General features: G+C 36.0%; 16 protein-coding genes. 5 read left to right on the forward strand and 11 right to left on the reverse strand.

Features of this window, described 5'->3' with window-relative positions:
• The first annotated feature begins 1 nt into the window (after position 1).
• From D1J36_RS01825 to D1J36_RS01840, 4 genes are read left to right on the forward strand one after another with little or no spacing between them, the layout of a single operon-like run.
• Entirely contained in the window at positions 2 to 643 is a 642-nt protein-coding gene (locus D1J36_RS01825; RefSeq protein ID WP_154137222.1) for a DUF4241 domain-containing protein, read from the forward strand.
• Positions 644 to 658: 15 nt separating this feature from the next.
• Positions 659 to 1,552 (forward strand): ribokinase, encoded by an 894-nt coding sequence (locus D1J36_RS01830; protein WP_154137223.1) that lies wholly within the window; start codon positions 659 to 661, stop codon positions 1,550 to 1,552.
• Positions 1,553 to 1,563: 11 nt separating this feature from the next.
• Complete coding sequence (locus tag D1J36_RS01835; protein WP_154137224.1) at positions 1,564 to 2,562, forward strand: acyl transferase; 999 nt, start codon at positions 1,564 to 1,566, stop codon at positions 2,560 to 2,562.
• Positions 2,563 to 2,619: 57 nt separating this feature from the next.
• Positions 2,620 to 3,210, forward strand: coding sequence for a hypothetical protein (locus D1J36_RS01840; protein WP_154137225.1), 591 nt, complete (start codon positions 2,620 to 2,622; stop codon positions 3,208 to 3,210).
• Positions 3,211 to 3,282: 72 nt separating this feature from the next.
• Here the strand turns inward: D1J36_RS01840 and D1J36_RS01845 are convergent, their stop codons facing one another.
• From D1J36_RS01845 to D1J36_RS01865, 5 genes are all read right to left on the reverse strand, one after another.
• Positions 3,283 to 4,761, reverse strand: coding sequence for an MFS transporter (locus D1J36_RS01845; protein WP_154137226.1), 1,479 nt, complete (start codon positions 4,759 to 4,761; stop codon positions 3,283 to 3,285).
• Positions 4,762 to 4,873: 112 nt separating this feature from the next.
• Positions 4,874 to 6,052, reverse strand: a complete 1,179-nt coding sequence (locus D1J36_RS01850) for an acetyl-CoA C-acyltransferase (RefSeq protein ID WP_052911737.1) — start codon at positions 6,050 to 6,052, stop codon at positions 4,874 to 4,876.
• 132 nt (positions 6,053 to 6,184) lie between these two features.
• Complete coding sequence (locus tag D1J36_RS01855; RefSeq protein ID WP_252339403.1) at positions 6,185 to 7,810, reverse strand: TonB-dependent receptor plug domain-containing protein; 1,626 nt, start codon at positions 7,808 to 7,810, stop codon at positions 6,185 to 6,187.
• A gap of 3 nt (positions 7,811 to 7,813) precedes the next feature.
• Positions 7,814 to 8,563 (reverse strand): carboxypeptidase-like regulatory domain-containing protein, encoded by a 750-nt coding sequence (locus tag D1J36_RS01860; protein ID WP_252339405.1) that lies wholly within the window; start codon positions 8,561 to 8,563, stop codon positions 7,814 to 7,816.
• Positions 8,564 to 8,660: 97 nt separating this feature from the next.
• Positions 8,661 to 10,427 carry an aminopeptidase P family protein gene (locus D1J36_RS01865; RefSeq protein ID WP_154137227.1) on the reverse strand — a complete coding sequence of 589 codons (1,767 nt, stop codon included), beginning with the start codon at positions 10,425 to 10,427 and terminating at the stop codon, positions 8,661 to 8,663.
• A 203-nt stretch (positions 10,428 to 10,630) separates the two neighbouring features.
• Between D1J36_RS01865 and pruA the strand changes: the two genes are divergently transcribed.
• Positions 10,631 to 12,256 (forward strand): L-glutamate gamma-semialdehyde dehydrogenase, encoded by a 1,626-nt coding sequence (gene pruA, locus D1J36_RS01870; protein WP_154137228.1) that lies wholly within the window; start codon positions 10,631 to 10,633, stop codon positions 12,254 to 12,256.
• Positions 12,257 to 12,314: 58 nt separating this feature from the next.
• Here the strand turns inward: pruA and trmB are convergent, their stop codons facing one another.
• The 6 genes from trmB to D1J36_RS01900 form a co-directional block, all read right to left on the reverse strand.
• On the reverse strand, positions 12,315 to 12,995 hold the full coding sequence (trmB, locus tag D1J36_RS01875; RefSeq protein ID WP_052911740.1) for a tRNA (guanosine(46)-N7)-methyltransferase TrmB: 681 nt from the start codon (positions 12,993 to 12,995) through the stop codon (positions 12,315 to 12,317).
• 40 nt (positions 12,996 to 13,035) lie between these two features.
• Positions 13,036 to 13,830: a hypothetical protein gene (locus D1J36_RS01880; RefSeq protein ID WP_154137229.1), complete on the reverse strand. Its 795-nt coding sequence runs from the start codon at positions 13,828 to 13,830 to the stop codon at positions 13,036 to 13,038.
• Positions 13,831 to 13,938: 108 nt separating this feature from the next.
• A complete protein-coding gene (locus tag D1J36_RS01885) occupies positions 13,939 to 14,958 on the reverse strand; it encodes an AMP-binding protein (protein ID WP_154137230.1) in 1,020 nt (339 codons plus the stop codon).
• Between the two features lie 68 nt (positions 14,959 to 15,026).
• Entirely contained in the window at positions 15,027 to 15,971 is a 945-nt protein-coding gene (locus tag D1J36_RS01890) for a transporter (protein WP_154137231.1), read from the reverse strand.
• The gene (locus D1J36_RS01895; protein WP_154137232.1) at positions 15,972 to 17,018 is read right to left on the reverse strand and encodes a cytochrome-c peroxidase; all 1,047 of its coding nucleotides are present in this window, start codon (positions 17,016 to 17,018) and stop codon (positions 15,972 to 15,974) included. It lies immediately after the preceding gene.
• Positions 17,019 to 17,104: 86 nt separating this feature from the next.
• Positions 17,105 to 17,920 carry an MbnP family protein gene (locus tag D1J36_RS01900; protein WP_154137233.1) on the reverse strand — a complete coding sequence of 272 codons (816 nt, stop codon included), beginning with the start codon at positions 17,918 to 17,920 and terminating at the stop codon, positions 17,105 to 17,107.
• Positions 17,921 to 17,991: the final 71 nt, after the last annotated feature.

Consider the following 17,991-nt stretch of genomic DNA (forward strand, 5'->3'; position numbering starts at 1 on the left):
AATGAATCACATTAAAAACATCGCAAAACTATTTTCTAAGCCATTTGTAGAAAGTCCTCTGCTAGAAACTTTCAATGGCGGAATGATATACCTTTCCTCTGGAGAGCTAGTTGCTTGCGACCCACTTATCACCCCTGATAAAGAGCCGTTTAGTTTTACTTTCCCAAAAGGTGAATTCGCTGTTTTAATACATAAGGAACAGGCGAGTAACTGCATCGCCTATGCGGAGATTGCATTCTCCGAGGAAACCGTTTCTAAATGGGAACTTGCCGTATGCAGTGGGCAAAATATTAAAGACTTAAAAGAAGATGAAATCTTTGGTTTCCCAGTAGAAACAGGAATGGGCTGTCTTATGGATAAAGATACCCAAAAATACCTTAATCAATTAGAGTTAGAATTATTCCAAAAGAAAGGCGATGATTTTATGGGTATTTATGAAGAATTTTTCCACGCTCACTTTTTTGATGAAAACGGAGCTATAGACCAATTTGCATCTTTGATACCTAACGAGCAGCATAAGAATAATATTATTGCTTTTGAAACAGGCTACGGAGAAGGTTTCTATGCCTCGTATATAGGTTTTAATGAAAGCCATCAACCCGTAAAAATTATTTCGGAATTTATAGAAATACAAGTTGATTAAAAAATTACAACAAATATGAAACTTAGTAAAGAACAACCTAGAATCCTTGTAGTAGGAAGCTCATCTGTGGATTTGGTTTTAAAAACAGAGCACTATCCTGAGTTGGGAGAAACAGTGATGGCTAACTCCTCCGAAAATTTCTTCGGTGGAAAAGGGGCTAATCAGGCTGTGGGAACTGCAAGACTAGGGGCTAGTGTTTACTTTGTAGGATGTGTAGGTATGGACCCTTACGGTCAACAAATATTAAGAAATCTTGTAGAAGAAAATGTAAATGTAGGATTTGTTGTAGAAGACCCTGATATAGAAACTGGTACAGCATATGTTACCACTTCTAAAGGTAAAAATGCCATTGTTGTAATTCCATCAGCTAACTATGCCTTGAGTCCTAAACATCTAGAAAATCCCAAACACCTGTTTGAAACCGCAGATTTAGTTTTAGTTCAACTAGAAATCACAGACATTGTTATAGAAAAAGTGTTAGAGCTTTGCAAAAAAAATGGCACTAAACTTGGCATATATGCGGCTCCCGCAAGACCACTTTCTAAAGAATTAGTAGAGTACGCTAGTTTCATAGTAGCTAAAAGCAACGACTTATCTACGCTTTTTGGAGATGACCACAGAGATGCGGTTTTACAAAAATTACCTAATAAACTTTTTGTAAGAGATGATACCAATTCTACCATATATTACAATGGTTCTGAAATGAAATATTTCCGTAACGACCCAGAAGAAGCGGCTTACAGAATGGGAATGGGTGATGCCTTTACTTCAGGATTTGCAGTAGCTCTGTGCCACGGAAATCCCATCAACGAATGTGTGAAATTTGGCAACGATGTCTCACTAAAAGTATCTCAGCATAGAGGTTCGCAAAAAGGGCTACCTTATTTAAAGGATTTTAATCTAGCTTAAAAAAATTATTGATGCTTTCTATTTTTGATATTAACACAGAAAAAGCTTTTAAAGACGCCTGTATAGAAACCTTTTTGTACCAATATGAAAAGGTAGAAATTTATCAGAAATTCGTGGATTTTCTCAATGTCAATCCTAAAAAAATAGAGCATATAGAAGAGATTCCTTTTCTACCAATAGAAATGTTTAAAAATCATACCGTGTTAGAAAAAGGATTAACGCCTCCTTTATATTTCCAAAGTTCAGGCACTACCCAGATGAATTTATCTAAACATTGGATTGCAAATGAAGAGTTATATCAACATAGCATTTATAAAAGTTTTAAGCAATTTATAGGTACTCCTGAAGATTTTGTTTTTTTAGGCTTGCTACCCAACTATCTAGAACGCCAAAACTCCTCTTTAGTCTATATGGTTGATTTTCTCATGAAAACCTCATCTAAAGAAGAAAACGGTTATTTTTTATACAATCATCAAGAGTTATACAAACTTCTCAATGATTTACAACAACAAAACAAGAAGGTAATTCTATTTGGAGTTTCGTTTGCCTTACTTGATTTTTTGGATACCTTAGCGGATAACAAATGGGAACTTTCTTATCATCAACACCTTACTATAATAGAAACTGGTGGCATGAAAGGAAGAAAAGAAGAAATGACTAAAGACGAACTTCTTAACATTCTGAAGGAAGGGTTTAAAACTCAGAAAATTTATTCGGAATACTCTATGACAGAACTTCTGTCTCAGGCCTACTCATTAGGAGATAATCTTTATCAAACGCCTCATTGGATGAGGATTTTAATTCGTAATACAGAAGACCCTCTTTCGTATGTTGAAAATGGGAGAACAGGAGCTATTAACATTATAGATTTAGCCAACCTCCATAGTTGTAGTTTTATTGCTACACAAGATTTAGGCAAAATAACTCACTTACAAAGCGTTGATTACTTTCAAGTTCTGGGAAGAATAGACCATTCTGACATTAGAGGTTGTAGCCTTTTGGTTTCTTAGGTTCAAACTTTGGCATTATTTTTGAAACTTTCCCAACCAATAAAATTAAACTCAATTATGAAAATCAAAAATGTTTTATTGCCTGTTGCGGCATTAGTATTATTCTCTTGTAACACAGATAAAAACAAAGTAACAGAAACTCCTGCTAATGATAGTATTTCTACGGTAGAAACTCCTGTAGCAGATTCTCTAACAACAGAAACAAATGAAGCTTTAGCGCTTCGAGTGAAAGACTATCTTAACAATAGTTTTTTAACAAAAGAAGATGCTAAAACCATTACACCAGAAGACAAAAAGTTTAAGTTAGCTCAAGTAGATTTAAACAATGATGGCAAGAATGAAATTTTTGTACATCTAACCTCTTCTTCTTTTTGTGGTAGTGGTGGTTGTACCGTGTTGCTTTTACAAAATGATTTAAAGCCTATTACCACGTTTACTGTTACTACACCTCCATTCTGGGTACAGTCTAAAGAAGAAAATGGCTGGAAGGTATTATCTGTCCAAGATAGGGAAGGCTGGAAAACCCTAACATTCAATAACGGAACTTATCCTAGCAATCCTTCGTTATTAGATGCTTCCAAAGAGCCTAATAAAGCTGAAGCAACCGAAGTATTAAGTGAAACCAATACAGAAGTTTATACTTTCTAATATCTATATTTATTATAACAAAAAAGCTCCGTAAATTACGGAGCGATTTTTTATTATGTATCTTATTAAATACTAACCAACCTTTTTTTCGTTCAAGAATCTTATAAATACAATCCCCAAGAAAAAGAAAACAACCATAGACAAAGCTGCATATCTCATATTATTAAAATGCTCTATAAGAGTCGCAAAAATAAATGTTCCTAAAATAATAGCTACCTTTTCTAAAACATCATAAAAACTAAAATAGGTTGTATTTTCCATACCATTTTCTGGCAATAGCTTAGAATATGTAGAACGAGACATCGCCTGTAAACCTCCCATTACTAAGCCAATAATACCCGCTACTCCGTAGAATTTATATTCTGCATCAGGGCTATGCTTATCTATCATATACGCAGCTACACACGCCACAATCCATAAAAAAACTGCTATTGAAATCACATTTTTATTGCCTATTTTTTTAGATAATCTAGAAAACAATACAGCTCCCATAATCGCTTCAATCTGAATAACTAAAAGAACTAGAATAAGTTTTTCTTGAGGCAAGTTAATTTCGCTTTTTCCGAACAAAGTCGCCATTAGGAAAATCGTCTGCATTCCTACACTATAAAAGAAAAAACTTGTAAGGAAAAACTTAAGATTAGGCGTTTTAAACAATTGTTTTCCAACCTTGTGCAACTCTCTAAAGCTCTCTTTTACAATCTCTATATAGAAGATAATATTACTTTTAAAAACTACCCAAAAACCACCTTGTTCTTTATGACTTTTAAAAACATTCTTTAAATTCAGTAGTACCAAGTCTTTAGGGAGTTGTTCTTTAACATTCCCAAACTTAGGTAAATGCTTAAATGTGTAATATGAAAAACCAAACCACCAAGCTCCTGTAAGTAAGAAACTTACACGCGTCATTATCAAGGCTTGTTTAGGGGTTTCCGCAAGAACTTGAATCAATAATAAACATATAATCACCAATATTACAGAGCCAATATAACCATAGACATAACCTCTTGCAGAAAGTGCGTCTTGTTTATCTGGTGTGGCAATATCTGGTAGAAATGAGTTATAAAAAACCAAACTCCCCCAAAATCCTACACTAGCAGTAATACTAAAAAGAAGTCCTAAAAATACCGTATGCATATTAACAAACATCGCTAAGCCCATACACGAAGTTGCTCCTAAATAACAGAAAAATTGCAAAAAAGATTTTTTATTACCGATAGTATCCGCCAAAGAAGATAATATGGGCGATAAGAAAACTACTATAAGAAAAGAAATGGTAAGCGAATATCCATAAATAGCATCTGGATGATAATTTTCCCCAAATATTTTAATGCTATTTCTTACAGGTACTTTTATCCATTGCCCCGTTTCGTTTATATATTCATTTTTTTCGTAGGCTGTGGTAATAATACTGTAATAAATCGGAAAAATAGTAGAAGTAATGACTAAAGAATATACAGAATTAGCCCAGTCGTACACTGCCCAAGCCCTCATTACTTTAGGATTGTTTTTAATATTTTTACTAGGGTGATTTTCCTTTATGTTTGACATACTATAACTGAATTTAATCTCGCAAAAATAACAAAACCATTAAGAACTTAGATATAAATCGTATGATTTATTCTTAATGGTTTTTTATAATCAATTTGAACAATAGCAAATACTAGCAATTCTCTATCACTAGAGCAGAAGCACCGCCGCCTCCGTTACAGATAGCCGCAGCTCCTATTTTACCATTATTCTGCTTAAGTACATTGATAAGTGTAACCAAAATTCTAGAACCCGAACTTCCTAGAGGGTGTCCTAATGCCACTGCTCCCCCATTTACATTAACCTTAGATTCGTCTAAACCAAGAATTTTATTATTTGCCAAACCTACCACAGAAAACGCTTCGTTGAATTCAAAAAAATCTACCTCAGACAGACTAACCCCTGCTTTGTCTAAGGCTTTTGGTAAGGCTTTAGCTGGTGCTGTTGTAAACCATTCTGGCTCTTGTGCAGCATCTGCATAACCTATAATTTTAGCCAAAGGCTTTAATCCTAGTTCTTCCATTTTTTCTTTGGACATTAAAATAAGAGCAGAAGCACCATCATTAAGTGTAGAAGCATTAGCTGCTGTTACGGTGCCATTTTCTCTTTGGAATACCGTTGGCAAGGTAGGTATCCTATCAAAGTTCACATTTTTATACTCTTCGTCTTCGGTAAAGAGAATTGGTTCTCCCTTTCTTTGTGGAATTTCCACTGGTACTATTTCATCTGAAAACTTACCTTCTTTCCAAGCATTGGCTGCTCTTTGGTAAGATTGTACCGCAAATTTATCTTGAGCCTCCCTAGAAAATCCATACTCCGAAGCACATTTTTCTGCACATACGCCCATATGCACTTTGTTATATACATCGGTAAGTCCGTCTAAAACCATTCCGTCCTGCATTTTTACATCGCCTAACTTTACGGCTTGTCTAGCATTATAATAATGAGGCACCAAACTCATATTCTCCATACCTCCTGCTACGACCACATCAGCATCTCCCGCTTTTATCGCTTGTGTTGCCATCATCACGGCTTTCATACCAGAAGCACAAACTTTATTGATAGTAGTACACGGTGTTTCTTTAGAAAGTCCAGCTCCCAAAGCCGCTTGCCTAGCGGGTGCTTGTCCCTCTCCCGCTTGCAATACATTCCCCATATAAACTTCCTGAACTTCTTTAGGGTCTAGATTTATTTTAGCTAAAGCTCCTTTAATAGCTGTTGCTCCCAATTGTGGTGCTGGTACATTAGATAACGAACCTAAAAAACTTCCCATCGGTGTTCTTACTGCCGATACTATAAATACTTCTTTCATTTTATTTCATATTAAAATTTACTTTGCCAAAGTACAAAAAAAAATATAGCCCAAAAAGTAAATACCATTAAAAATGAAAAACAAGGATTTACATTTGTTAAAGAAGAATAACAGTAGTAAGTAGAGAAATTTTTAAAACTCTACTATAATACCGAAATAAGGTAATACTCTCAACCTATCCTGCTCTCCCGTTACCAGCTGATATCTCTGTTGTAAATAAGGTTCTGCTGGGTTGATAACAACAGCTTCACCTTGCTCATTTCTATTAAGATTTACCACAGGAAGATTGCTTGGATTAGCGGAAGTAAAGGCATTGATGATATCTAAATATCCACTAAGTTGCCATTTTTTAAATATCCATTTTTTCTCTAGTCTAATATCCATTTGGCTGGTACTATTACCTCTGAAAGCATTAGTCTGTGCAAAATCTCTTACAGGAGCGTTAGAAATATCCCATACCGCTACCATTTGGCTCAAAGCTAGATTGTAAGGCGTTTCTGGCAAAGCAGACTGAAATCTAAACCTTACACCCAAATTCCAATTTTTCTGAAAATTTTTACCTGCCGTAAGACTCAAAATATGTCTGGAATCCCAACTAGAAGGCAGTAGTTTACCTTCCGCATTACTAAATCTAGAATAACCATAAGTGTAGGCCAATATCCCATAAAAATCGTTAAGGGTTCGCTTTTGAGCAAGAAACTCAATCCCGTAAGTTTCGCCTATTCCTCTAGCGTCCAAAGGTTCTGTGCCTATGACACCGAAACCTCCCCCCAAATTAGCCAAAGAAACTCCGTTTCTAAGCGAAAAAGGAAGGTAGTTGTACTTTTTGTAATAAGTTTCTAAAGTTACACGCAGGTTATTAGGCGCCTTATACTCTAAACCGCCCACCATTTGAGCATTTCGGCTATATCTGAGGTAAGGGCGATTAACCAAAACCTGATTTTCCTGATATCCCAAAGCCGTGTAAGACGGCAGTTGATAATAAATTCCCGTATTAAAATTAAGCGACCAAGCATTATTAATAACATAACTCACCGCCAAACGAGGCGACCATTGCTCCAAAAGATTACGCGTTCCTGCGGAATAATCCGAGCCATCCGCCCTAAGCCCTGCGGAAATGTTCCACTGGTTTATTCTATAATTACCCTGCACGTAAAGCCCGTATTGAGATAAGTTAAAATCCGTGCTATATTGGTCTGATACCTGCCCCACTTGAGTAATCTGCTGTACAAAAGACTGATTGTAATACCTTGACAAACTATAATTTCCTCCCGCAGTAAATCTTATATCACCCAATCGAAAATTACGGTCTATACGAATTTTATTTTCCTGCTCTTTGGAATGGTAATCCAATAACTTATTTTCTGGTTTTTCTATATTTCTAAAATATTTGTAGGCCGAATTATCCAACTCACTTCTACTCATTGTAAAAAGCCAATAGCCATTTTCTCTTAAATGACGATACCCCGCCCCTAAAGTATAACTCCATTGATTATTGATGGGCAACTGTTCAATCAGCGTAAGGTTAGCCAATGTTGGTTTGGCGTTTTCGTTAAATTTAAAATGATCCAACGCCCCCAGACCAAGTACATAAAACTCATCTCCGGAGTTAAACTTTTTAGAAACCTTAAAATTAGTATCATAGTACGAAGGTAAAAAAGGCAAACCCACCGCTTTGAACAGAAGCTGAAGGTTGGATTTCCTAACGCTAAAAAACCCCGTCCAAGATTGGTCTTTAGAAAGCGGCCCGTCTGCCATTAGCTACATATCGTCAAGCCCTATCACCGCCTTGTAGCCGATCTTATCCCTTCTGGCAGATTTTAAATTAAACTCAAATAAAGAAGAAAGCACGCCGTTTCTGTTCGCGGGAAAAGCCCCACTGTAAAAATCGACATCTTTTATAAAATCTACCGTTACAATTCCTCTAGGTCCGCCGCTAGCTCCCTGAGTCTGAAAGTGATTGATGACAGGAACTTCTATTCCATCAATATAAAATTTATTTTCTTGTGAGGCCCCTCCTCGGATAAACAAATCATTCCGAAAAGTAGCGGTACTCCCTACTCCTGGTAAACTTAATAAGGCTTTGGATATATCCCGATTAGACCCTGGATTTTTTTGCACTTCCTCCGCAGAAAGTGTCCTTAAAGACAATGGGCTTTCTGCTGTTTTTTTATAGGCACTTTTAGAAATCACCACCTCCTGAATGTTCTTTGCCTTTTTCTCAAGAGTGGCACTTAAACTAATGTTTTGGTTAGGCACTACATCTATATCGTTAAGATAAACCGATTGATACCCTTCTGACTCCACTAAGAAACTATAACTTCCTGCGGGTAAATCTTGTATCTGTACTTTACCCTCGCCATTAAAAGACTGTTGAGTTTTAAGTACCGTTACCTTAGCCAGTAAACCTTTTTTATTGAAAAAATCATATACACTGATATTTACACTCCCTACTTGGGCAAACAACCAGCTCCCAACCAAAAGGAAACAAAGTGATAATTGAGTCTTCATAAGTATCTATTTATGCAAAAATAATTTAATTTTAAATAAAAAAGAGAACCCTAAATTATTGATTAGAGTTCTCCTTTTATTAAATCTAAGATTGAATCTACATAGGCTTTACCAAATCTAAAAACCAATCTTTAACATCACCCTCTAAATAAGGACTTAGCTTTTCTTCACAAGTTTTATGATAAGTATTTAACCAATTTTTCTCTTCCTCAGTAAGTAGTTCTATATTGATAACTTCCCTAAAAAATGGACAAAGCGTAAGAGTTTCAAATCCATAAAATACTCCATAAGGCGTTGTCTCCAACTCTTTTACCGCTACTAAATTTTCGTGTCTAATACCATATTCGTTTTCTACATAAAACCCTGGCTCGTTGGAACAAACCATACCAGGAAGTAACTCTTGTGGGTTCATATCCTTTCTAATATTTTGAGGTCCTTCGTGTACATTCATAAAACTCCCCACACCATGCCCTGTGCCATGAGCGTAATCTTTACCTCTTTGCCAAAGCGGTAACCTAGCAATAGTATCTAAATGGAAACCTCTAGTTCCTTTTGGAAACTTAGCTATACTCAAATCTATCATTCCCTTGAGTGCCAAAGTACAATCATCTATAAAAGATTGAGACACTGCTCCCAATGCTAATGTTCTAGTAATATCAGTAGTACCCTCTAAATATTGCCCTCCAGAATCAATTAAGATACTTCCTTCATTAGTAACTTCTTTACTTCCTTCCGCTTTCGCAGAGTAATGCACAATCGCTCCATTACCCTTGTAGCCTATAATACTTCCAAAACTTTCGCCCACAAAATTCTCTCCTTCGGCACGGAACTCTTTTAATTTCTTCCCTATGGAATATTCTGTCATAGGCTCTTTGCCTACATTATGTTTCAGCCAGTATAAAAATTTAACCATGGCCACTCCATCTCTCACCATTACCGTTCTAAAACCTTCTAGTTCCGTGCTGTTTTTAACCGCCTTCATTAGGTTAGCAGGTACAGGAGCTATAACAAAACTATTTCCTTCTAAAGCGTTATATATAGCTTGATTAGCATTAGGAGATACTAGTACTTTCTCGTTTTTAAATTGAGCTAAATATCCAAAGAAAGATTCGTAAGGCATTAGCTTAACTCCTGAAACTTCCATTTGTTCTTTAGCTTCGTTATTGAGTTTTTCTAAATCAACAAAAAGAACCGCTTCCGTTTCGCCAATCACTAAATAACTTAAAAAAACAGGATTACAAGCCACATCGCTTCCTCGTAAGTTAAGCGTCCAAGCCACATCGTCTAAACTAGACATAATATGCACAGAAGCCTCTTTTTCTTTCATTTTCTGCCTAATGGAAGCTATCTTATCCACCACAGATTGCCCTGCCCATTTTAAAGGGTGAACAAAGACTTCGTTTTTTGAAGGTACACCTCTGTCTGTCCATATTTCTTCCAATAAAGGCTGATTGACCAAAGAAATATGTTTCTGTTCTAGTTTATTTTCTAAATCCATCCAATTGGAGTGAGCCGTAGCCAAAGCATTCACTGCCACTTTTCCATTCTGTGGAATTTGTGACGCTATCCAATCTATATAATTTGGAGTACCTTCTTCTCCTTCTTTCATTAGTTCTATCCCAGATCCAGCCAACTCTTGCGGAGCCTGTACAAAGTAACGTCCATCAGTCCAAAGAGCCGCCTTATCTTCCGTAACCACCACAAAACCTGCCGAACCAGTAAATCCTGTAAGCCAAATTCTCTCTTGCCACTCCTTGGGAAGATATTCACTCATGTGTGGGTCTGCAGAGTACACTACAAATGCGTTTATATTATATTCTTTCATTTTAGAGCGTAACGCTCCCAATTTTTCTATAACTGTCATAACTTTTCTGAAATTTTGAGGTAAAGTTAAGAAAATCTTTTGTTAGTAGCATTTATACTTTTAACCATTAAAGAAATAAAAAATTTCAACAATTACACTTCACCATCAAATCCAACAAAGATTCAAAAAAACTAAAAATTGGTAGTTTACCTTAATTATATTAACTTTGTAGAAAATCGTTTTCAACATAAAAAATATATACAATGTCAAAAGCTATTTCGCAAGTACCATTTGCAACTAACGAGCCTGTAAGAGCCTATGCTCCAGGGTCTGACGAAGTAAACTCTCTAATTGCCACTTATAAGAAAATGTGGACAGAGAAAGTGGAAGTCCCAATGATTATCAACGGAAAAGAGGTAAAAACAGACCATAAGGTAGAAATGTTTTCTCCACAAGACCACCAGCACAGCTTAGGTTTCTACTACAAAGGAGATATGAAAACCGTAGATGAAGCTATAGAAACTGCTCTTGCCGCTAAAGAAAAGTGGAACGCACTAGGTTGGGAACAGAGAGCTTCTATCTTCTTAAAAGCAGCAGACCTCATCGCTGGTCCTTACAGAGATAAACTGAACGCAGCTACAATGATTGCCCAGTCTAAAAATGTACATCAAGCAGAAATAGACTCTGCTTGTGAGTTCATAGACTTTTTAAGATTTAATGTAGAGTTTATGACAGAACTCTACTCTGAGCAACCTGTTTCTGATAATGGCATTTGGAACCGTTCAGAGTACCGTCCGTTAGAAGGGTTCTGCTTTGCCGTAACACCATTCAACTTTACTGCTATTTCTGGTAACTTACCTACTTGTATGGCAATGCTAGGAAATGTAGTAGTATGGAAGCCTTCTGACAAACAAATCTACTCTGCAAAAGTAATTATGGAGGTACTTAAAGAGGCTGGCTTACCAGACGGTGTTATCAATATGATTTTCACTGACGGAAAAGAAACAGCAGAAAAAGTATTAGCACACCCTGATTTTGCAGGTCTCCACTTCACAGGTTCTACTAAAGTGTTCCAAGGTATGTGGAAACTGATTGGAGACAATATTCACAACTATAAATCTTACCCAAGAATCGTTGGAGAAACAGGAGGTAAAGATTTCGTAGTTGCTCACCCATCTGCTAATGTAGAAGCCGTAGCTACTGCCCTAGTAAGAGGTGCTTTTGAATATCAAGGACAAAAATGTTCAGCTGCTTCTCGTGCTTACATTCCTAAATCTATATGGAATGATGTAAAAGCGGTAATGGAAGCTCAACTTAGCACTGTAAAAGTAGGTTCTCCAGAAGACCCATCTAACTTTGTAAACGCCGTGATAGATAAAAACTCTTTTGAAAAATGCAAAGGCTACATCGAAAGAGCTAACCAAGCTAGCGATGCAGAAGTTATCTTAGGAGGTAAAACCGATGACAGCAAAGGTTGGTTTGTACACCCAACTGTAATTCTTACTACCAACCCTAAATATGAAAGTATGGTAGAAGAAATCTTCGGACCTATCCTTACCGTTTATGTTTACGAAGATGCAGATTGGGCTGAAATGCTTAAATTGGTAGATAGCACTTCTCCTTATTCATTAACGGGGGCTATCTTCTCACAATGTCGTTATGCAATAGACGAGGCTTATAAAGCATTAGAAAACGCTGCTGGTAACTTCTATATCAACGACAAGCCTACAGGAGCCGTAGTGGGACAACAGCCATTCGGTGGTGGTAGAGCTTCAGGAACTAACGATAAAGCTGGTTCTAAAATGAATCTACTTCGTTGGGTTTCTGCAAGAAGTGTTAAAGAAACTTTTGTTTCCCCTAAAGATTACAAATATCCTTATTTGGGATAATATACCTTAACACATAAGTCTAAAACAAAAGCTGCTCAATTGAGCAGCTTTTGTTATTTTATTTCTTCAATCTAAATTTAATGTAAGTAATTGTTTTACCTTTTGATGAAAACAATTCTTCATAATAAGTTCTTATGTCTCTCAATAGTGGCGTTTCAGGGTCGTATTCTGGAGCTCCATAAATATCGTGATGAGCAGAAATTATCTCGTGTCCTAGACCTTGCAACAAACCTAAAGTATAGCCGTGTAGAAATTCAGAATCTGTTTTTAAATGAATCACACCATCTTTTTTGAGTATTTTATGGTATCTGTCCAAAAATTCAGGGTGAGTAAGCCTATGTTTGGTTCTGCGATATTTTATTTGAGGGTCTGGAAAGGTAATCCAAATTTCGTCTATTTCATCTGTTGTGAAAAAGCGGTCAATAAGTTCAATTTGGGTTCTTAAAAAAACAACATTGTCTAACCCTTTAGCCAAAGCCGCTTTAGCACCAAACCAAAACCTGGCACCTTTAATATCTACTCCTATAAAATTTTTATTCGGAAATGCTTCTGCCAAGCCTACACTATATTCGCCCTTCCCACAGCCTAACTCCAGCACTATAGGATTATCATTTTTAAAAACCTTTTCTCGCCACTGCCCTGCCAAAGGATATCCTTCTAAAGCCTCCTCTCTAGTTGGCTGAAATACATTTTTAAGTATTTTATTCTCGGCAAAACGCTCTAATTTATTTTTTCCCACAACTTATTTTTTAACGAGTGCAAAAATACAATTTTAAAGTCTATTTAACGACTTCCATTATGGTGGTATTTTTCATTCTCTTTTGGAATATTGGCAAGTATTTTTCAAAATAGACTTTAACTCCTTCGTACTTATTGTTTTGTACTAAAGCAAAAACACTCTCCTCCGAAGAATATACAAATTGTAGAAAATCATCTATCATATGTTTAGGAATTTTCATAGAAACAAAATAGTCGTCCCCATAATAATTTCTAATAGCCGCCGTGGTTTTCATCATTTTTTCGTAGGCATATAAGCGGCGTTTTCTTTTTCTATCTCCCGAAATCACATCATAAATAGCATCTACACTAATAACCACCCCACCCCCTACAAATGCAATAGGTGGAGCCTCTGGTGGTGTTCCGTCTCCTTTAGATTCTGGAAGTCCTATGATTTGCTTGAGAGCCAACGGTGACTTTTTATCATCTAGTGCTATAACATCGTTTTTCAGAATACCACTAGGCTTAAATTTAGACAATTTAACTTCAGGAATTACATTATACGCCATTTTCAGCTCCACAATATTATTATAGGTTGCTAGATGTTTTTCGGTAATGGTGATATCGGTTCTATCCGTAGTAATAGAGGTAAATCTAATAACATCGCCTTTGGAAGCCGCTATTTTAAAAGCTCCTTTGTAATCACACAATACTGTCTTTCTAGTTTCTAAGTTGGTAACATAGATTGGCGTTAAATAAACCTCCGAGCGGTCTTCCACAAGAACTTCTCCTACAAAAAATTGAGACTTGACACACACGCTCATCAACAAGAGTAAAAATAATAAACTTCGATACATCAACTAAAATAATATCGACAAAATTAAGCGTTACCCTCTAAAGCACGAGTTAATTTTTTACTAAAAATAAAAGCTAAACTTCTAAATTCTTGTTAATTCTAATACCATTTAATTTCTCTGCAGTACCTTTCGTAACTCCACACGATTGACTTTACCATTTGGAGTTCTAGGAATTTTGTCTAAAAAAACAATCTCTTTTGGTGCATAGTAGGGCTTATCATACGCTATCTCGCCAAGTAATTTTTGAGTTTCTTGGGTTATTTTTCCTTCTATTACCAACACTAATTTTTCGCCTAAAACAGCATCAGAAACACTAGTAAATACCAACTCATTTGGGATTATTTTCTTTAATTTATCCTCTAATTGCTCTGGGATTATCTTCACTCCACCAGAGTTGATAACATTATCCACTCTACCCAAAAAACTAAAAACTCCTCCTTCTTTTAGTTCTACCAAATCATTAGTAATGAGCTTTTCCGAAGTAAGAAGAGGCGCCTCTATACAGAGACACCCTCGTTCATCTTGAGTTAAAAATATATTTTGCAATGGTTTAAAATCAAGTTCCTCATTTGGCGTTATCTGTTTTAACGCAATGTGAGAAAGCGTTTCGCTCATTCCGTAAGTTTCATAGATGTGAGATGTAACACCTTTTAGCTTTGCTTTAAGAGACTCCGAAACAGCCGCACCGCCAATGATAAGTTTTTTAATTAAATCTATCTTTCCCAAAGAATACTCCACTTGGAGTGGCGTCATCGCACAGAAATCAACCTCTTCGTCTAAATCTTCTAAAGGACTAACGGAAGGCGTTTTTATCAATAACTTCAAACCTCGCTCCATAGCCCTTACCAACATCATTTTTCCCGATATGTATTCTACAGGCAAACAGAGCAATGCCTTATCTGACCTATTTAAACCTAAAAAATCGCAGGTCATAGTCGCAGATGCCTTCATTCTTTCCTTTTCTACCTCAAATACCTTAGGCACACCCGTGGAGCCTGATGTTTTCACCGAAACGCAAGGCTTCTCCGAATACCAATCTTCTAAAAAATTCAGAACTTGATATTCAAAATCGGTATTGGGTTGAAGTTGTTTTAAATCTACCTCTTTAGAAAAGTCAATCAGCATCATAGGAGTACTTATAATTTACCTCAAAAATAAACTATAAATACCAAATGCTAAAATCTACTCCTTTATAATTAAAGATTAAAATTGATGTAAACAGAATGTCTCGCATTTATCCTAACGGAATTAATGGCTATTTCGGAACGCAAAGGCAATTGACTTTCCAAACCTATATTAAACTTACGAAAAGAAAACTCCGCTCCCAATTTACTCAATACCAAATAACCACCTGTATGAGGCACTTTTTCTCCCACCTGTACATTTTGGAAATACTTTTCCGTAGAAATCCCTACTCTAGGAGACAATCTAAAACTATCAAAATCTTTGATATAATACCCTGTAACAGAAGTATTCCATTGGTCTCCAAAGCGATAATAATACTTATTCTGATTTTTAAAAATATAATCGGTAGAGAGTGCCACAGCCCATTGTCCTTTCATATAAGTATAATTAACAATGGCGGAATAGTCCCAACTTCCCGTACCTCTTTGAAAACTCGGATTATAGGAGTTAGCCGTTTTCTCATCAAATTTAGCTAATGGTACTTTAACCCCAACTCCAAAATTAAGCCGATGCGAATCTTGTTTATCTAAATTAAGTTTATAAATAACCGATGCCGACGCATCTCCCACACCACTTAATTCTTGTTTGGTATCCGTGTATCTGGTATGAAAATGAAATGGCAAATTGGCATAAACATCTACATTTTTATGAAGTGGAATACGCCCCCAGATTTGTACCGTGTTGTAATGTTCTGGGACGGAAAAATGAGCGTCTAAAATATTACTTTTAGATTCATACGATTGGTAAAGATATTTAACGCCAATAAACTGAGGATTGAGTATGCTTTCAAAACCAGAAGCCGCATTACCTACCGCACAACCACACGCATCGCAATCTTCCTCTAACCATCTTAGAGATTGGATAGGAAAACTAGCTGGTTTAACACTAATACTATCTTTAGCCTGTAAAATCAATAGACTAAATAAATTAAAAATTAAAATTATCTGTTTCATCATCTATTCTGAAAATGCTGGATTAGTAATAAATTGAGTATCACTTAATGTTTTTAAAAATGAAATAAGGTCATATTTTTCTTGCTCTGTTAAAGGAATCCCTACTCTACCTTTAACCTTTCTAAACTCAGGGTCTAAGTTAGGATTGTCTATAACTCCTGAATCATAAAAATCAAGTAAAGCCTTTAATGTGTAAAATCTACCATCGTGAGTATATGGAGCGGTATATTCCACATTTCTAAGACTAGGCACTCTAAACTTCAAAAAATCAGAATCTTTACCTGTTACTCTTTTTCTACCTTCGTCTTTTAATATCGGATTATAAGGCAGCCCTGTATTTCTGTAACTTTGGTCTGTAAACAAATCTGTGGAATGACATGCCACGCATTTTTGCTTAAAAATAGTATAACCTCTTGCCTCCTCCTCTGTAAATTTTTCTCCTTCATTTCTTACCACTTTATCATACTTACTGTTAGCCGAAATCATTATAGACATAAATTGTGTGAGAGATTTCAAAATTCTTTCAGCCGTAACTTTGTCATCGCCATATACAATGGTGAAAAGTCTTTTATAATCTTTATCGTCTTTAATCTTTTGTGTAATATTTTCTATGGTTTCGTCCATTTCCTCATGTGCTGAAATAGGAATAATAGGTTGCATCTCTAAATCGGTTACAGAACCGTCCCACATATATTTATCCAAGAAAATCATATTTTGAATTGGCAAAGCGTTCCTAAAACCTTCTCTACCTTCTACTCCGTGGCTCACCGTATGCCCATGATGTGTAAAGGCATCTTCTTGAATATGACAAAAAGCACACGCCACAGCATTGTCTTTAGCCAACCTCCCGTCATAAAATAGCTTTTTACCTAGCCGAACACCATATTCCGTAGGTTTATTAGCTTGTAAATTATACTTCACTTCTGGAAAATTAGATGGTACTCCAAATGCGTAAGGTTTATCTATAGGATACTGAACTTCTGCTTCATCATTCCGACAAGAAAGCACAGAAACAAGAACTACCAGCCCTGTGATAATGTAGCTTTTCATTTTTTCCGTAATTTATTTAAACCCTACCCAAAGATTGGGCTTCAGGTAGAGTTTATAATTAAAAATAATTTATTGGAAATAGCAGCCTAGTTATTATGAACATGGTCTACACTGAACATAAGCGAAAGGTTTTCTGCTGTTTCCTTTACTATAGACTTACTAGGGTGCATCGCCTGTGCATTATCATCTGATAGAACCACTTTATTCTTACCACTTAAGAATTGATTAATATCCGCCATAATATGTATTTGAGGAGCAATAGCCTTTCTTACCTTAGCCGCTTGCGGTAAGTCTAATGTAACAACTTTATAAACATCAGGAGTATTGCTCTGTTGTGGATTTCCTATGTTACCTATATGTATTTTGAAATTTTTATCTAAAGCATCAGAATAAGTTCCTTCAAAATTCACAAATTTATAGCCACTTGCCCAGCTCCAGCTCATACCGTTAGTCTTAGCTTTATCCCAAAACAAAGCCTGTTTTTCTTGCCCTAAAACGAAAGCATCAGGAGAAATACCTAGCCCAAACTTAACTTGCTTATAATCTCCAGCAGGAATTTCCTCCAACACAAAATTATGCGTTATTGCTTCCTCTGACTGGTCCACGATATAAGCCCCTTTGTCTGGATTTTGGTAATGATATTTAACCTCTGTACCATCGGATTTTACTAGAATAACATCACTCACAATGTATTTTAAAGTACTAAACTTGTGTTTCTGAGATGATGACGAAGTATAAACTCCAGAAAGCCCATACATTGCCTGTCCGTTAAAGAAGTTTTCAAATTTTAGTGTTACAGAATTTTTATCATTAGCGTCTATAGCTGGTTCTTCATCTCTGTTACAAGATACCACCAAACTTAAAATGATTGCGACATAAGCAAACACGATATATTTTTTCATAATTTTTTCTATTTAGTTAAACTGATTAAATTGATTAGATAGAACACCAGAATAAAAAGTGTTCATAATTA

Origin of the sequence: Riemerella anatipestifer, assembly GCF_009670965.2 — a bacterium.
In the GTDB taxonomy this organism is placed as follows: Bacteria; Bacteroidota; Bacteroidia; order Flavobacteriales; family Weeksellaceae; genus Riemerella; species Riemerella anatipestifer_B.

Excerpts from the sequence above, each read along its gene's own strand:
- D1J36_RS01825 (WP_154137222.1), top strand. The coding sequence starts at position 2 with ATGAATCACATTAAAAACATCGCAAAACTATTTTCTAAGCCATTTGTA.
- D1J36_RS01830 (WP_154137223.1), top strand. The coding sequence starts at position 659 with ATGAAACTTAGTAAAGAACAACCTAGAATCCTTGTAGTAGGAAGCTCA.
- D1J36_RS01835 (WP_154137224.1), top strand. The coding sequence starts at position 1,564 with ATGCTTTCTATTTTTGATATTAACACAGAAAAAGCTTTTAAAGACGCC.
- D1J36_RS01840 (WP_154137225.1), top strand. The coding sequence starts at position 2,620 with ATGAAAATCAAAAATGTTTTATTGCCTGTTGCGGCATTAGTATTATTC.
- D1J36_RS01845 (WP_154137226.1), bottom strand. The coding sequence starts at position 4,761 with ATGTCAAACATAAAGGAAAATCACCCTAGTAAAAATATTAAAAACAAT.
- D1J36_RS01850 (WP_052911737.1), bottom strand. The coding sequence starts at position 6,052 with ATGAAAGAAGTATTTATAGTATCGGCAGTAAGAACACCGATGGGAAGT.
- D1J36_RS01855 (WP_252339403.1), bottom strand. The coding sequence starts at position 7,810 with ATGGCAGACGGGCCGCTTTCTAAAGACCAATCTTGGACGGGGTTTTTT.
- D1J36_RS01860 (WP_252339405.1), bottom strand. The coding sequence starts at position 8,563 with ATGAAGACTCAATTATCACTTTGTTTCCTTTTGGTTGGGAGCTGGTTG.
- D1J36_RS01865 (WP_154137227.1), bottom strand. The coding sequence starts at position 10,427 with ATGACAGTTATAGAAAAATTGGGAGCGTTACGCTCTAAAATGAAAGAA.
- pruA (WP_154137228.1), top strand. The coding sequence starts at position 10,631 with ATGTCAAAAGCTATTTCGCAAGTACCATTTGCAACTAACGAGCCTGTA.
- D1J36_RS01880 (WP_154137229.1), bottom strand. The coding sequence starts at position 13,830 with ATGTATCGAAGTTTATTATTTTTACTCTTGTTGATGAGCGTGTGTGTC.
- D1J36_RS01885 (WP_154137230.1), bottom strand. The coding sequence starts at position 14,958 with ATGATGCTGATTGACTTTTCTAAAGAGGTAGATTTAAAACAACTTCAA.
- D1J36_RS01890 (WP_154137231.1), bottom strand. The coding sequence starts at position 15,971 with ATGATGAAACAGATAATTTTAATTTTTAATTTATTTAGTCTATTGATT.
- D1J36_RS01895 (WP_154137232.1), bottom strand. The coding sequence starts at position 17,018 with ATGAAAAGCTACATTATCACAGGGCTGGTAGTTCTTGTTTCTGTGCTT.
- D1J36_RS01900 (WP_154137233.1), bottom strand. The coding sequence starts at position 17,920 with ATGAAAAAATATATCGTGTTTGCTTATGTCGCAATCATTTTAAGTTTG.